A 14,732-nucleotide genomic window follows, 5' to 3' on the forward strand; every position below is an offset into this window, starting at 1 on the left:
ACCTTTTAGGTCGTTTCAGCAAAGGGGAGCCCGATGCGAAGACGAACAGAGCCCCGCGCACGACATCTCCTGCTCGCCCTGGCCCTCCTGGTCTGTTCCGTCATCACCGCGGCCCCCGCCCATGCCGCGCAGACCATCGGGTTCCCCGCCTTCAGCGGCCCCGCGATCCCGGCGCCGCCCGTCGCCCACACGTCCGGCGACATGATGAAGGCCATCTACGACGCGGAGAGCTCGGGCACCGACTTCTGGATGGACCGCCTGCTGGCCCGCTCGGGCGACGACCCCGCCGGGCCCTGGCTGATGAGCCGGGGCCGCGCGCTCTTCATGAAGGAACACGACCCCGCCCGGCTCGGGTTCGGCGGCAAGGTCGCCTACTGGGAGAGCATCACCGGCGACAACGCCTACACCGTCGCGATCACCCCGGGCACCTTCACCGAGCAGGTCTCCCAGCGCCGGCAGACCCCGAGCCACTGGAAGAGCGTGCACACGGCCGGCTCGGTCACGGTCGACCAGACCAAGTTCATCACCGACAACAACGTCGCGGTGACCAACCTGTCGATCAGGAACAACGGCAGCGGCTCGACCACCGTGCGGCTACGGGCCACCTCGCCGTATGCCACCACGGGCACCGGCAGTGAGCTGACCGGCCAGGTGAACGCCTACAACAACCTCACCACCCTGCGCCCGAGGCTCACCGGCGACGGGTTCACGGCCTCCGGTGGCGGCCTCGACCGCTCGGTGACGATCGCGCCCGGCGCCACGGTCACCGCCAAGGTGGTGATGGGCTTCGTCACCGACGAGATCCCCGAGTCCCGCACGGAGTACGACGCCTACGCCGGCTACTCCCCCTCGACCGCCTTCGCCACCCATGTCCGGGCCTACAACCAGTGGTGGGCGCGGAACGTGCCCTACATCGACGTGCCCGAGCCCGCGATCAAGAAGAACATCTACTACCGCTGGTGGCTGATGCGCTTCAACCACCTCGACGCCGACATCCCCGGGCAGACCTTCCAGTTCCCCACCTCCACCGAGGGCGTCCTCGGCTACAACAACGCGATCGCGCTCACCCAGCCCATGCACATCGACGACCTCAAGTACCTGCGCGACCCCTCCTACGCGTACGGCGACTGGCTGAGCGTCGGCCAGACCTCCAAGGGCGGCCGCTTCCTCGACAACCCGGGTGACCCGGAGAACTGGTCGAACAGCTACACGCAGTACATCGCCGAGGCGGCCTGGAAGAGCTACCAGATCCACGGCGGCCAGCCGGGCATCGCCGCCAACCTCGCCCGCTACGCCGAGGGTGACGTCAAGGGCCAGCTCGCCCACTACGACCACGACAACAACAAGCTCATCGAGTACGACTGGGGCGCGCTGACCGGCAACGACGCCGACGCGGTCTCCTTCCACTGGAAGCCCGGCAACATGGACCGCGCCGAGTCGGCCTACCAGTACAGCGGCGCGCTCGCCGCGGCGCATGCCTACGAGGCGATCGGCAACACGGCCAAGGCGACCGAGATGCGCACGCTCGCGACGCAGATCAAGGACGCGATCGTCAACGTGCTGTGGAACCCGAACCGGCAGTTGTTCGAGCACCGGCTGAAGTCGACCAACGAATGGGTGCCGTGGAAGGAGATCAACAACTACTACCCGTTCTCGGTCGGAGCCGTCCCGAACACCGCGACGTACCGGCAGGCCCTGCGCCTGTACGACGACCCGGCGCAGTACCCGGTCTTCCCCTTCTACACGGCCAACCAGGTCGACAAGAAGGCGGCGGCGGACGCGGGTGAGCCCGGCTCCAACAACTTCTCCACCATCAACTCGACCGTCCAGTTCCGGCTCTACTCCTCGGTGCTGCGCAACTACCCCAACTCCTGGATGAACGCGACCGACTACAAGAAGCTCCTGTACTGGAACACCTGGGCCCAGTACGTCGGCGGCAACACGCAGTGGCCGGACGCCAACGAGTTCTGGGCCGACTGGAACGGCAACTCGATCGACTACCGCTCCTGGATCCACCACAACATCCTGGGCAGCAGCAACTGGACGGTGATCGAGGACGTGGCGGGCCTGCGGCCGCGCAGCGACGCCAAGGTCGAGCTCTCCCCGATCGACATCGGCTGGTCCCACTTCACCGTCAACAACCTCCGCTACCGGGGCGCGGACCTGTCGGTCGTCTGGGACGACCCGTCCGACGGCGTGGTGCGCTATCCCGGCATCCCCGAGGGCTACTCGATCTACGTCAACGGCAACCGGGTCGCCACGGTCGGCTCGCTGGTGCCCTTCACCTGGGATCCGGCCACCGGCGACGTGACCACCAGCGGCACGGTCACCCACCACACGGCCGTGCCCGGGCTCAAGGCGCCGAACCAGGTCGTGCAGGACAGCCCGAGAATGGTCGACATGCTCGCCAAGGCCGGCGTCGACCTGACCGCCGACCTGACCAACCTCGCCGCCGGGGCCACCGTGTCCGCCTCCTCCACCGGTTCCGGCAGCAGCGCCGCCGGAGCGGTCGACGGCTACCCCACCAACGAGCCGTTCTGGGGTGCCGGCGGATCGGCCGCCCAGGACTGGTACGAGCTGAACCTCGGCACGGCCCGCACCCTCAACGAGGTGCGCCTGTACTTCAAGGACAGCCGCCCGGCGAGCACGACCTACCGGGCGCCGTCCGCGTACACCGTCCAGTACTTCAACGGCAGTTCATGGGTGGACGTCCCGAGCCAGACCAGGAGTCCGGCCGCGCCGCGCGCCAACTACAACCTGGTGCGGTTCCCGGCGATCGACGCCCAGCGTGTCCGGGTCCTGGCCACCAACGCCTCCGGCGCGCGGACGGGCCTGACCGAGGTCAAGGTGTACAACCGGGGCGGCGTCCAGCCCCCGGCCAACCAGGCGACCTCCGCGACCGCGACCGCGTCGTACACCTCCCCCTGGGAGAGCGTCACCGCGGTCAACGACGGGATCGACCCGCCCTCGTCCAACGACACCGTCAACCCGCGCTGGGGGACCTGGCCGGAGACGGGCCGGCAGTGGGCCGAGCTGACCTGGCCGTCGGCGAGGACCATCGGCAAGGCCGACGTGTACTTCTTCGACGACGACCAGGGCATCGACCTGCCCGCCTCCTGGAAGCTCCAGTACTGGAACGGCAGCGCCTACGTCGACGTACCGGGCGCGAGCGGCTATCCGCTGGCCGGGAACCAGTACAACAGCGTCACCTTCACCGCCATCGACACCACGCGGCTGCGGGTGCTGCTCACGAGCAACGGCACCAACTCCGTCGGCCTCCTCGAAGCAAAGGTGTACGGCCCGTGACCCGATCCGGATACCTCTCCGCGCTCCTCGCCGCGCTGACTCTGGCGGCCGCCTTCCTGGTGGCGCCGCCCGCCTCCGCCGCCGTCGCCTTCACCTCGACAGGAGTGAACCCCAACGGGGGCAACTGCCTGGATCTGCCGGGCGGTTCGACGTCCAACGGCACCCAGCTGCGCGCCTTCACCTGCTCCTCGGGCGCGAACCAGAGCTTCTCCTACACGCCGGTCGCCGGTACGAGCGACACGTACACGATCACCACGCAGTCGGGCCAGTGCGTCGACGTCCACGGCGCGTCCACGGCGGACAACGCGGCGATCATCCAGTGGCCCTGCCACGACGGGACGAACCAGCGGTGGCGGCTCGTGCCCGTGACGGTCTCCGGTACCGACAAGACCTTCAACCTGGTGTCGGTCGGCTCCGGCAAGTGCGTGGCCCCGAGCGGCGGTTCGTCGGCCTCGAACACCACCCTCGTCCAGCTGCCGTGCTCCGCGTCGAGCGGCAGGGTGTGGCGGCTGCCCGCGTTCACCGGCGGCGGTACCGGTCCGGGCACCTTCACCAACCCGCTCGCCCAGCGCGGGCCCGACCCGTGGCTGACGTACCACGACGGGTCCTACTACCTCGCCACCACGACCTGGAACTCGACGGTCACCATGCGCAAGTCCCGCACCCTGGGAGGACTCGCCACCGCCCCAGAACAGGTGATCTTCAATCTGACCCGGCCCAACGGGGCGGGCACGATGTGGGCCCCGGAGTTCCATCTGCTCGACGGCCCGAACGGCAAGCGCTGGTACTTCTACTACACGGCCGGGCGGGAGCCCTTCGACCTGGGCACCCAGCGGATCCATGTGCTGGAGAGCGCCGGCCTGGACCCGATGGGCCCCTACACCTTCAAGGCCGACCTGCTCGACCCGACCCAGGACAACACCTGGGAGCTGGACCCGGGCATCCTGCAACTCGACGGCCGGCTCTATCTGCTGGGCACCTTCTACAACGGCTCTCAGCCGATGTTCATACGGCCGCTGTCGAACCCGTGGACGGCGAGCGGCACCCGGCGTGTCCTGTCCACCCCGACCTACAGCTGGGAGACGGTGGGCGGCGCGGTCAACGAGGGCGCCGAGGTGCTCCAGCGGGGCGGGAAGACGTTCATCGTCTACTCCGCGAGCCACTGCTCGACGCCCGACTACAAGCTGGGGATGCTCACCTACAACGGTGGTGACCCGCTCGACTCCGCCTCCTGGGTCAAGTCCCCGAACCCGGTCTTCCAGCGGTCCAACGCGAGCGGCGTGTACGGACCGGGCCACAACGGCTTCTTCAAGTCGCCCGACGGGACGGAGGACTGGATCGTCTACCACGCCAACAGCTCCGCGAGCGGTGGCTGCGACATGAACCGCAGTACCAGGGCGCAGAAGTTCACCTGGAACGCCGACGGCACGCCGAACTTCGGCACCCCGGTGGGCCTGGGCGTCCCGCTCTCCTCGCCGTCGGGCGAACAGACGGGCTAGCTAGGCGCCGAACGCCCCGAAGAGGGCGGCGATGCCGAGCAGGCCGACGGTTCCGAGCACGGTACCGAGCGCGGCGGGCCACATACGGCCGACGCCCTGACGGGCGTAGTGCATGCCCGCCGCGCCGAAGGTGACGGCCAGGCCGCCGGCGATCAGAGCGAACGGCGAGATGACGAACGAGGTCAGGGCGGCGATGACGCCGAAGGCGAGAGCGGTGGGTCCCAGGGCGACCGCGGGTGAGTCCTGCTGGGCCGCGGCGGTCGGTTCACGCATTGTCAGTTCCCCCTTTTCTGAACATGTTCAAAGTATGCGTGCCGACCGACGTCGGGTCCAGCCGGATCCCCCTGTCGACCGTGTGTCGGTGATCACGGAGTCCCGAGGTCGTCCACCCTCTCTCCCTCGGCCTGGGAGGGCTCGGTCCTGGGGACGTCCGGGTGCTGTTCCATGCCCTTGCGCTCCGCGGGTTCGTCACGTTCGCCCTCGGCCTGGGAGGGGGTGTGCGAGTACAGCCAGCGGTCGTAGTCCGAGGCTCCGGTCTTCATGGCTGACCTCCCTGGGTCGCTATCCGGTGAGGCCGATCTCGGCGCAGGCTGCGCGGAGCGGCCGGATGCAGATCTGCTCGATGGTGAACCGGCCCCCGTCGACGAGCGTCTGACGCACGTTGTCGGCCGTCACCTCCTTCGGGGTGAGCAGGATGGACGGGATGTCCTCGGTGGTCGGGCTGTCGATCGCCGTCGTCGCGACGTCGTCGGCCCCGTCGCCGCTTCCCACGGCGACGGCCATGGCGGCGGCGGCCGCGGCCTCCTTCTCGAACGGTTTGAAGACCGTCATGTACTGCTCGCCCTTGACGATGCGCCGCACGGCCTCCAGATCGGCGTCCTGGCCGGTGACCGGAGGGATGTCCCTGACGCCGGCCTTCTTGAAGGCGGAGATGACGCCGGCGGCGATGGCGTCGTTGGCCGCCAGGACGCCGTCGATGCGGTCCGCGCCGAGGGCGGAGATCGCGGCGGACATGTTGGCGTGGGCGTTCTCCGGGCTCCAGCCTGCGGTCTCGTACGACCTGGCGATCTTCGCCTTGCCCGCGATGACGGACATCGCTCCCTCACGGAACCACGCCGCGTTGGCGCTGCTCGGATCGCCGTTCATCATCACGACGGTCCGGCCCCTCCCCCTCTCGTCCATGGCCTTCAGCAGCCCCTCGCCCTGAAGCCGGCCGACCTGGTCGCCGTCGAAGCTGACGAAGCCCGAGATCGGGCCTTCGGCGAGGCGGTCGTACGCGATGACCGGGACACCCGCCCGCTTGGCCTCCTGGATCGAGGAGCGCACCGCCTTGCTGTCGGCGGGGTCGAGGATCAGGACCTTCGCCCCGTTGGTGATCATGGAGATCACCTGCTGCCGCTGCCTGGCCACGTCCCCCTCGGCGTTGGCATAGACCATGGTGCAGTCGGCACACAGCTCCTTGAGCCGCTGCTGGATCAGCGGCTTGTCGGAATGCTCCCAGCGCGGGGTCACCCGGTTCGGGAGCAGCAGGCCGACCGTGAAGCTCTCCGCGCCCGCTCCGCCTTCCTCGCCGCAGGCGGCCAGGGGCACCGTCATGAGTCCCGCGACGAGCGCCGCGACGACGTGCAGCTTACGGGTCCTCATCGCAGCTCGCCTCGTTCCGTTCAGAGCTTCGAGTCGGCGGGAGCGGGGTCGTCCCGCGGCACGGTGACCTCGCTCCACACCTGCTTTCCCCCGGCCACCGGCATCGAGCCGCAGGAGTCCGACACCGCTTCGACCAGCAGCAGGCCCCGGCCGCCGGTCGACTCCCAGTCCACGATGACCGGCTTGGCGGGCGCGCGTGGCGAGGAGTCGCTCACATAGACCCGGACCCGGTCGCCGCGGAGCATCAGGTCGAGGCGGACCGACCCCTGGGTGTGCACCAGGGCGTTGGTGACCAGTTCGGACACCACGAGCAGCACCGCGTCGGCCGCTTCCTCGACCTTCCACCGGCGCAGGGTGCGCGCGGTGAAGCGCCGTGCGTGCATGACCGCGTCGGGCAGTCGCCACACCACCCAGCCGGCCCGGATGGGCCGGGTCTTCATGCCGTCGTAGCGCAGCAGCAACAGCGCCACGTCGTCCTCGCGACGGCCGATGTCGCCGAGCAGATCGTCGGCCATCCGCGCCGGATCCGCCGGGTCGGCCGCGGCGAGCGCGGTGCGGGTCCGTTCCATGCCCACGTCCAGGGGCAGGTCGGCGGCCTCGACCAGACCGTCGGTGACCAGGGTGAGCACCGTGCCCGGCGTCAGGGTGACCGCGGTCATGGGGAACTCCGCCTCCGCGAGAACCCCCAGCGGGGGGCCGCCCTCGACCTCCACCTCCTCGGTGCTGCCGTCGGGGTGGCGCAGCAGCGGGGAGAGGTGGCCGGCCCGGACGACCAGGGTGTTGCCCTCCTCCATGTCCAGTTCGACATAGCAGCAGGTGGCGAAGAGGTCGGTCTCCATGCCGACGAGGAGGCGGTTGGCGTGGGAGACGACCACGTCGGGCGGGTGGCCCTCCACCGCGTACGCCCTGACCGCCGTCCGCATCTGGCCCATGATCGTCGCGGCTCCGGCGCTGTGTCCCTGCACATCACCGATGACCAGCGCCACCCGGTCCTCGGACAGGGCGATGACGTCGTACCAGTCGCCGCCCACCTGCAGCCCCCGCCGGGCGGGCAGGTAGCGGGCGACGGCCGTACCGCCGGGCAGTTCGGGCAGGCGACGGGGCAGCAGACTGCGCTGGAGCATCGTCGCGAGTTCCTGCTCGGCGTCGTAGGCGTGGGCCCGTTTGAGGGCCTGTCCGATCAGCGCCGCGGTGGCGGTCAGCAGGGACCTCTCCTCGGGGATGAACTCGTGCGGCTGGTCCCAGCCGACCAGGCACACCCCGGCGACCCGTCCCTTGGCCGGGAGCGGCAGGACGGCCAGCCCGCCGGGGCCGATACCGGCGAGTCCCGGTTCGAGGGCGGTGCCGGCGGGCCAGAGATCCATACGGCCGTCCCGCAGGGCCAGTTGCAGGGTGGGCAGGGCACTGACCGGTGCGTCGGGCCACTCGGAACGCCACTGGGCGCGCCACAGTTCCGGCCAGACGTCGGGCTGGGGCGGATCCAGCAGGGTGACCACGAGCCGGTCGTCCCGGACGTCGGCGAGCGCCACCCGGTCGGCGCCCAGCGGCTCACGCAGCGCGGCGACCGCCACGCGGCCGACGTCACGGACCGTCAGGGCGTCGTCGAGTACGGCGGTCAGCCACTGGATCCGGGAGACGTCGTCGGCGCTGCGGCTCTTGACCGAGGTGGCCGTGACCACACCCAGCACCTGCTCCGGCTGTTCGTCGGTGTGCGCCATCACCCGGCAGATCAGGCTCAGCCAGCGCATCTCCCCGGTGGGGCAGCGGACCCGGAACTCCAGCTCCCGCCGGCCCGGCGCCTGGGTGGAGGGTTCCAGGACCGACATCAACGCGGGCATGTCCTCCGGGAGGGCGTGCGCGAGCAGGGTGTCCGCCTTGCCGTCGAAGTCGTCCGGGGTGGTGCCGACCAGTTCGAGGAGCGTGCCGTCCGCCTCGATCAGGCCGGTGTCCGGCACCAGGACGAACGTGCCGACGCGCAGACTCCGCAGGGCGCGGCTCAGCAGGGCGGGCTGCGCGGGCCGGCCGGACTCGGCCAGCAGCAGGCCGGCGACGGCGTCGGCGTACCGCTCCAGGAAGCGCTGCTGCCCGGCGTCGAAGCCGTCGGCGGAGGCCCCCACGACGACGAGGCAGCCCAGCCGGGTGCCCTCCCTCTCCAGGGGCAGCGCGCCGAGCGACGCCGACCTGGCGCGCGGGGGCGTGGGCGCGCCCACGGGATAGGAGGCGAGGGCCGCGGCGCTCAGCCACAGTGGCCGGTCGGTACGGAAGGCGTGGGTCGCCGCGGAGCCACCCGCCACGGCGAGCCGGTCCGGCAGCCGGTACTCGGGGGTGCCGCCGACCGTTTCCAGCAGCTGAAGCTCCTCGTCCCCGGCAGTGGGGGCGTAGATCGCCGCCAGCGCCGCTCCGGCGAAGGTCAGGGCGCGGTCGCTCGTGACGGCCTCCGGCTCCGTAGGCGGTGAACCGGTGTCTGCGGTGCCGACCTCCACTGCCCCCGGCGCCGAAACTCCGGTCCGGGCACGGCCGTCATGAGGCATGTCCGCAACCAACCTCCCGTCCGTGCCGGAGGAGCCGAAGGGGATCGGGGCACCACCTCGCGCCGCCCCGGTCGCTTCCACACACCAGAATCGCATATATGGATGAGCCGGACATATCAGGTCGCCGGTTCCTCGCTCCACGGGACGCCGTCGCTGCGTTCGCAGATCACCCCGGCCGGTGTCAGACTGACCACGTGGTCGCCCTGCCACGTCCACGCCGCACGTTCGAGCCGGATGTCCGGCACCGCCATCATGGCCATCCGTCGACTGCCGGCGTTCTGCCCGGCTGTAGGCGCGGCATGCCAGAACCCGGCCCTCGCGCCCGGGTCGGCTCCGAACCCGCCCAAGCGTCGTCGACACCATGAGCGCCTCCTCGCCACGCCGGGCGAAGGACAAGGGAGGTCTCTCACATGAAGGCCCGCATACGGAACGCGGTGCTCGCCCTGACCGCGGTTTCTACGGCCGTAGCCCTCGCGGCCTGCGGGACGGACGGGGAGAGCGATCCCGCCGACGGGAGCGCACCGATGATCGGGGTGCTTCTGCCGGACGCCACCACGGCCCGCTGGGAGACCCGGGACAAGCCCCTGCTCGACAAGGAGATCAAGGAACGGTGCGGTGACTGCACGATCGAGCAGGCCAACGCCAAGGGCGATGTGGCCATGCAGCAGGCGCAGATGAACTCGATGATCACCAAGGGCGTCGACGCCATCCTGCTGGTGGCGGTGGACTCCAGGTCGCTCGCCGCCTCGGTCAGGAAGGCCGTCGAGGCCGACATCCCCGTCATCGCCTACGACCGCCTCGCCGAGGGCCCGATCTCGGGTTACGCCTCCTTCGACGGCGAGGAGGTCGGCAGGCTCCAGGGCAGGGCACTGCTGACGGCCATGGGCGACGAGGTGCCCGGCGCCCAGATCGTCATGATGAACGGCGACCCCAGCGACCCCAACGCGGTGCTCTTCAAGAAGGGCGCCCTGGACGTCCTCACGGGGAAGGTGAGGATCGGCAAGGAGTACGACACCCTCCAGTGGCGGCCCGAGGCCGCCCACCTGAACATGTCGGGCGCCATCGCCGCGCTCGGCGTCGACAACATCCAGGGGGTCTACGCCGCCAACGACGGCCTCGCCGCGGGCAGCATCGCCGCCCTCAAGGCGAACAAGGTGGACCCGGTGCCCCCGGTCACCGGGCAGGACGCCGAGCTCGGCGCCGTACAGCGCATCGTCGGCGGGGACCAGTACATGACCGTCTACAAGCCGTTCGAACCCGAGGCCGCCGCCGGCGCCGCCATGGCGGTGGCCGCGGCCCGCGGAGAGAGCCTCGACCGGGTGGCCCGGGACGAGGTGACGACGCGCGGTGGGCAGCGGGTTCCGGCCGTCATGCTCACCCCGGTGTCCGTGACCGTCGGCAACATCAAGGACACCCTGGTCAAGGACGGGGTGTACACGGTCGAGCAGATCTGCACCCCCCCGCTCGAAGCCGCGTGCACCTCGGCCGGGCTGACCTGACATCCGGTGCGACCCCGTCCGGATCCACGGGAAGGAGATCGTCTCCGTGTCCGCTCCCCCACTGCTGGCGCTGCACGGTGTGTGCAAGCGCTACGGCGCCGTCGAGGTCCTCGTCGACATCGAACTGGAGATCCACGCCGGCCAGGTCGTCGCCCTCCTCGGCGACAACGGGGCCGGCAAGTCCACCCTGATCAAAGTGATCTCCGGGGTCACTCCCGCGGACCGGGGCGTCATCGAGTGGGAGGGCCGCACGGTCCACATCAGGCGCCCCAACGACGCCCGGGATCTCGGCATCGCCACCGTCTTCCAGGACCTCGCGCTGTGCGGGAATCTCGATGTCGTCGGCAACCTGTTCCTCGGACGTGAGATCCGCAGGTTCGGGTTCCTCGACGAGATGGAGATGGAGCGCCGTACCCTGCACCTGCTGGAGCAGCTGACCCGGGGCGTCCCGGAGCTGCGCGCCCCGGTCGTGTCGCTGTCCAGCGGGCAGCGGCAGACGGTCGCCATCGCCCGTTCCCTGCTCGGCGACCCGCGGCTGCTCCTCCTGGACGAACCGACCGCGGCACTGGGACTCCAGCAGACCACCGAGGTGATGGACCTCGTCGACCAGCTGCGCGACCGCGGTCTGGGCGTCCTGCTCATCAGCCACAACATGGGCGACGTCAAGGCGCTCGCGGACCGGGCCGCCGTGCTGCGGCTCGGGCGCAACAACGGCTTCTTCGACGTCAACACCGCGTCCCAGGAACAGATCATCTCCTCCATCACCGGGGCGACGGAGAACGCGCCCCGGCGGCCGGCCCACCAGGAGGCGGGATGGTGAAAGGGACGCGCGACACGGCGGACGACCCGCGGACCGAAGCCGCCGCACCCGCCCCCGAGGCCCGTCAGGCGGATCGCGGACAGACGCTCGCCCGCGCCATGGACAGCTGTGCCCGTGCCGTGGAGAGCTGGGCCGCCTTCTCCCGGCGCAAGCTGCGGGCCGGTGAACTGGGCTCGCTCCCCGTGGTCCTCGTCCTCGCCGTCGTCTGGATCACCTTCCAGTCCCTCAACGAGAACTTCCTCTCGCCCCGGAACCTGTCCAATCTCAGCGTGGACATCGTCGGCACGGGGCTGATCGCGGTCGGCATCGTCTTCGTGCTGCTGCTCGGCGAGCTCGATCTGTCGGTCGGTTCGGTCAGCGGGCTCGCGGCGGCCGTCTTCGCCGTACTGAACGTGAACAACGGCGTGCCCGAATGGATCGCCCTCATCGTCGCGGTGCTCGCCGGCACGGCGGCGGGAACCGTGCAGGGCTACTCCTTCGCCAGAACCCGGGTGCCTGCGTTCGTCGTCACGCTCGCGGGGCTGCTCACCTGGAACGGCCTCATGCTCTACATCCTGGGGACCAGCGGCACGATCAACCTCGACGAGAACGGGCTCGTCGCCGACCTGACCAGCTACTACTTCACCCAGGACGCCGTCGCGTACGGGCTGGCGGCAGTCGCCGTCGGCATCGTCTTCCTCGTGTCCCACCAGGACCGGCGGCGCCGGATGGCCGCCCACATGCCGCACCGCTCGCTCCAGTTCATCGTGGTGCGCGCGGGCGGGCTCGCGGTGATCGCGTTCGCCACCGCGTATCTGCTCAACCGCTTCCAGGGCCTGCCGCTCGCCCTGCTGATCTTCCTGGTGGTGGTGGCCGGGCTCGACATTGTCCTGCGCCGCACCCACTACGGACGGCAGATCTACGCGCTCGGCGGCGGGATCGAGGCGGCCCGTCGCGCCAGCCTCCACGTGACACGGGTGCAGACCGCGGTGCTCGCGGTCTCGGGCACCATGGCGGCGGTCGGCGGACTCTTCCTGGCCTCGCGCATCACCTCGGTGAGCCAGAGTTCGGGCTCCGGGGTGCTGCTGCTCAACGCCATCGCGGCGGCCGTCATCGGCGGTACCAGCCTCTTCGGCGGACGCGGCTCCACCTGGTCGGCGGTGCTCGGCATGCTGGTCATCCAGTCGATCGCCTCCGGCATGGCGATCACGGACACACCCGCCGCGGTCCAGTTCATGATCACGGGCGGGGTGCTCTTCGCCGCCGTGGTCATCGACGCGCTGTCCCGCCGCTCCCAGGAGGCACACGGGCGGGCCTGACCCGTCCGCCCCGCCCGGGATTCCCGGTACGCGAGGCCCGAGACCGCCCCCGCGCGCCGGGGATCCCGGGCACCGCCCCGGCTGTCAGCCGTTGGAGAAGCGGCCCGCCTGGGCCAGCAGCTGCTCCGGGTCGTCGGCCGGCGGGTAGATCCAGATCTCGTTGATCTTCTTCTTGAGCGCCTTCGCCTCCGGCCCGGTCAGCGCGACCCCGCGCTCCCAGCCCTCCGTGTAGACGGCGTCGGCCGGACCGAGGTCCAGGCAGGTGACGTAGGGGTCCGGGGTGAAGGGCAGCGGTGCGGTGCCGAGGAGGTCGGCGGCCACGTTGTGACCGGCGAACTTGCCCATGGGCAGAGCGTGCTGGCACGACTGCGTGGTGGTGCGCCCGTCGTCGGCGGCGGCGAGCGCGGTGTCACCGGCGGCGTAGACGTCGGGCACTCCGGTCACCCGCAGGTACTCGTCCACGCTCAGCCGTCCCAGCCGGTCGCGTTCACCGGGGATCTCGGCGGTGAGGGCGCTCGCCGCCATGCCGGCCGTCCATACGACGGTCGCCGCGGGGATGACCTCGCCGTCCGAGAGGGTGATGTCCCGGCCGGTGACCGACGCCACGGTGCGTCCCAGCCGCCGTTCGACCTTCAGCTCGTCGAGCGCGTCGAGGATGGCCGGGCGCGGACCCGGGCCGAGTTCCGGTCCCACGACGTCGGCGAGGTCGACCAGCACGACCCGGGCTTCCCCGGTCGCGCCCCGGGCGCCGGAGATCGCCTCCAGACGCTCGCCCAGCGCGGTGGCCAGCTCCACGCCGGTGAAGCCGGCACCGACCACCACGGCGGTGTAGCGGCCCTGGGACGGCGCCTGGTCGGGCAGCCGCCGGAGGTGGTGGTCGAGGGCGGCCGCCGCGGGCAGGGAGTCGACGTCGAAGACATGCCGCGCGCCGGGGAGGTCGGGCCGGACGAGCCGGCTGCCCGCGGCCAGCACCAACCTGTCGTAGGTCAGCTCCAGTTCCTCCCCGGTGCGGGCGACGGCACGTACGGCGTGCGCTTCGGTGTCGATCCCCGTGACGGTCGCCGTGACGCGGCGTACGCCGATCGGGCCGAGGACCCGGTCCAGGGCGACCCGCATGCCCTCGGGAGCGTCCTCGTACAGGCGGGGCCGGATGACCATGTCGTCGCCGCCGTCGACCAGCGTCACCCGCAGCGCGTCGCCGGCACCCGCCTCGCGAGCCGCGCGCACGGCTCCGGCCGCGCTCCACACCCCGGCGAAGCCGCCGCCGATGATCAGGACATCTTTCATGAACCACTCCGTTGTCGCAGTCGGGTCGTGACGAGCCGGTGCTCGGTTCCGTGAGCCGCAGCAATTCTGGACACTAAATATCCTGGATACAAAATGTCAAGATTCATTGGAGGGGCCCGCGCCGCCGGACCAGGCGGCCGCGCCGCGCACACGGGATGCTTGAGGGGAGGGCGACCGACGAGGACGGCCGGGAGGTGATGGTGGTGATCGCCGTCAACCCGATGGACGGTTCCTCCGTACTGGCGACCTTCGGCGCCCTCGGCGTCCTCGCGGTGGTCTTCGCCGAGTCGGGCCTGCTGGTGGTCGGCTTCTTCCTGCCCGGTGACACCCTGCTGTTCCCGGCGGGCGTGCTGTGCGCGGCGAGCGCCGACCAGGCGCCGCGGCTGGTGCTCTGGCAGGTGATGCTGTGCGCGGCCGTGGGCGCCGTGGTCGGCGGACAGGTCGGGTTCGTACTCGGACGGCACGGCGGGCGGGCACTGCTGGCCCGCACCTCGAAACGCGGCATCCGGGACGCGGCGGCCCGGGCGGAGAAGCTCCTGGCCCGCTACGGCTACGGCAAGGCCCTGGTGATCGGCCGTTTCGTCCCGATGGTGCGGACCGTCCTGCACCCGGCGGCCGGTGCGCTCGGCGTACCCACACGGACCTTCACCGTCTGGCAGATCGTCGGCGGGCTGCTCTGGTCGCAGAGCCTCGTCCTGGCCGGGTACACCCTCGGCGCCTCCGTGCCCGACATCGACAACTACCTGCTGCCGCTGGTCGCCGTCGTCGTCATCCTCTCCCTGCTGCCGCTGCTGCCCCTGCTGACCGAGGCACGCCGCGCGCGGCGCGATCGCTGATCCGGGCCACCA

The 14,732-nt window shown here is 70.7% G+C and carries 12 protein-coding genes; 6 read left to right on the forward strand and 6 right to left on the reverse strand.

Annotated elements, in window-relative coordinates; all coding sequences use genetic code 11:
* The first annotated feature begins 33 nt into the window (after positions 1–33).
* Entirely contained in the window at positions 34–3,306 is a 3,273-nt protein-coding gene (locus ACFU95_RS10155) for a discoidin domain-containing protein (RefSeq protein ID WP_383824512.1), read from the forward strand.
* On the forward strand, positions 3,303–4,805 hold the full coding sequence (locus ACFU95_RS10160) for a family 43 glycosylhydrolase (RefSeq protein ID WP_383824514.1): 1,503 nt from the start codon (positions 3,303–3,305) through the stop codon (positions 4,803–4,805). Before ACFU95_RS10155 ends, ACFU95_RS10160 begins: the two co-directional genes overlap by 4 nt.
* Here ACFU95_RS10160 and ACFU95_RS10165 read toward each other — a convergent pair whose 3' ends face one another.
* The 5 genes from ACFU95_RS10165 to ACFU95_RS10185 form a co-directional block, all read right to left on the reverse strand.
* Positions 4,806–5,078, reverse strand: a complete 273-nt coding sequence (locus tag ACFU95_RS10165) for a hypothetical protein (protein ID WP_383824517.1) — start codon at positions 5,076–5,078, stop codon at positions 4,806–4,808.
* Between the two features lie 92 nt (positions 5,079–5,170).
* Positions 5,171–5,347 carry a hypothetical protein gene (locus tag ACFU95_RS10170; RefSeq protein WP_383824520.1) on the reverse strand — a complete coding sequence of 59 codons (177 nt, stop codon included), beginning with the start codon at positions 5,345–5,347 and terminating at the stop codon, positions 5,171–5,173.
* Between the two features lie 19 nt (positions 5,348–5,366).
* Positions 5,367–6,449 (reverse strand): sugar ABC transporter substrate-binding protein, encoded by a 1,083-nt coding sequence (locus tag ACFU95_RS10175; protein WP_383824523.1) that lies wholly within the window; start codon positions 6,447–6,449, stop codon positions 5,367–5,369.
* A 20-nt stretch (positions 6,450–6,469) separates the two neighbouring features.
* Entirely contained in the window at positions 6,470–8,980 is a 2,511-nt protein-coding gene (locus tag ACFU95_RS10180) for a SpoIIE family protein phosphatase (RefSeq protein WP_383824526.1), read from the reverse strand.
* Positions 8,981–9,096: 116 nt separating this feature from the next.
* Positions 9,097–9,327 carry a hypothetical protein gene (locus tag ACFU95_RS10185; protein WP_383824528.1) on the reverse strand — a complete coding sequence of 77 codons (231 nt, stop codon included), beginning with the start codon at positions 9,325–9,327 and terminating at the stop codon, positions 9,097–9,099.
* A gap of 63 nt (positions 9,328–9,390) precedes the next feature.
* Between ACFU95_RS10185 and ACFU95_RS10190 the strand changes: the two genes are divergently transcribed.
* The 3 genes from ACFU95_RS10190 to ACFU95_RS10200 are packed head-to-tail and all read left to right on the forward strand — an operon-like array spanning position 9,391 to position 12,597.
* Entirely contained in the window at positions 9,391–10,479 is a 1,089-nt protein-coding gene (locus ACFU95_RS10190; protein WP_383824531.1) for a substrate-binding domain-containing protein, read from the forward strand.
* A 46-nt stretch (positions 10,480–10,525) separates the two neighbouring features.
* Positions 10,526–11,299, forward strand: coding sequence for an ATP-binding cassette domain-containing protein (locus ACFU95_RS10195; protein ID WP_383824534.1), 774 nt, complete (start codon positions 10,526–10,528; stop codon positions 11,297–11,299).
* Positions 11,293–12,597 carry a sugar ABC transporter permease gene (locus ACFU95_RS10200; RefSeq protein WP_383824537.1) on the forward strand — a complete coding sequence of 435 codons (1,305 nt, stop codon included), beginning with the start codon at positions 11,293–11,295 and terminating at the stop codon, positions 12,595–12,597. The genes ACFU95_RS10195 and ACFU95_RS10200 overlap by 7 nt, the downstream gene beginning before the upstream one ends.
* Before the next feature lie 84 nt (positions 12,598–12,681).
* On the opposite strand, the gene ACFU95_RS10205 is transcribed toward ACFU95_RS10200, so the two are convergent.
* On the reverse strand, positions 12,682–13,884 hold the full coding sequence (locus tag ACFU95_RS10205) for an NAD(P)/FAD-dependent oxidoreductase (RefSeq protein WP_383824540.1): 1,203 nt from the start codon (positions 13,882–13,884) through the stop codon (positions 12,682–12,684).
* Between the two features lie 203 nt (positions 13,885–14,087).
* Between ACFU95_RS10205 and ACFU95_RS10210 the strand changes: the two genes are divergently transcribed.
* Positions 14,088–14,720: a DedA family protein gene (locus tag ACFU95_RS10210; protein ID WP_383824986.1), complete on the forward strand. Its 633-nt coding sequence runs from the start codon at positions 14,088–14,090 to the stop codon at positions 14,718–14,720.
* Positions 14,721–14,732: the final 12 nt, after the last annotated feature.

The sequence above is a fragment of the Streptomyces sp. NPDC057623 genome, assembly GCF_042800355.1.
Classification (GTDB): domain Bacteria; phylum Actinomycetota; class Actinomycetes; order Streptomycetales; family Streptomycetaceae; genus Streptomyces.

Coding starts and splice junctions, on each gene's coding strand:
- ACFU95_RS10155 (WP_383824512.1), top strand. CDS start 34: ATGCGAAGACGAACAGAGCCCCGCGCACGACATCTCCTGCTCGCCCTG.
- ACFU95_RS10165 (WP_383824517.1), bottom strand. CDS start 5,078: ATGCGTGAACCGACCGCCGCGGCCCAGCAGGACTCACCCGCGGTCGCC.
- ACFU95_RS10170 (WP_383824520.1), bottom strand. CDS start 5,347: ATGAAGACCGGAGCCTCGGACTACGACCGCTGGCTGTACTCGCACACC.
- ACFU95_RS10175 (WP_383824523.1), bottom strand. CDS start 6,449: ATGAGGACCCGTAAGCTGCACGTCGTCGCGGCGCTCGTCGCGGGACTC.
- ACFU95_RS10180 (WP_383824526.1), bottom strand. CDS start 8,980: ATGCCTCATGACGGCCGTGCCCGGACCGGAGTTTCGGCGCCGGGGGCA.
- ACFU95_RS10190 (WP_383824531.1), top strand. CDS start 9,391: ATGAAGGCCCGCATACGGAACGCGGTGCTCGCCCTGACCGCGGTTTCT.
- ACFU95_RS10200 (WP_383824537.1), top strand. CDS start 11,293: ATGGTGAAAGGGACGCGCGACACGGCGGACGACCCGCGGACCGAAGCC.
- ACFU95_RS10205 (WP_383824540.1), bottom strand. CDS start 13,884: ATGAAAGATGTCCTGATCATCGGCGGCGGCTTCGCCGGGGTGTGGAGC.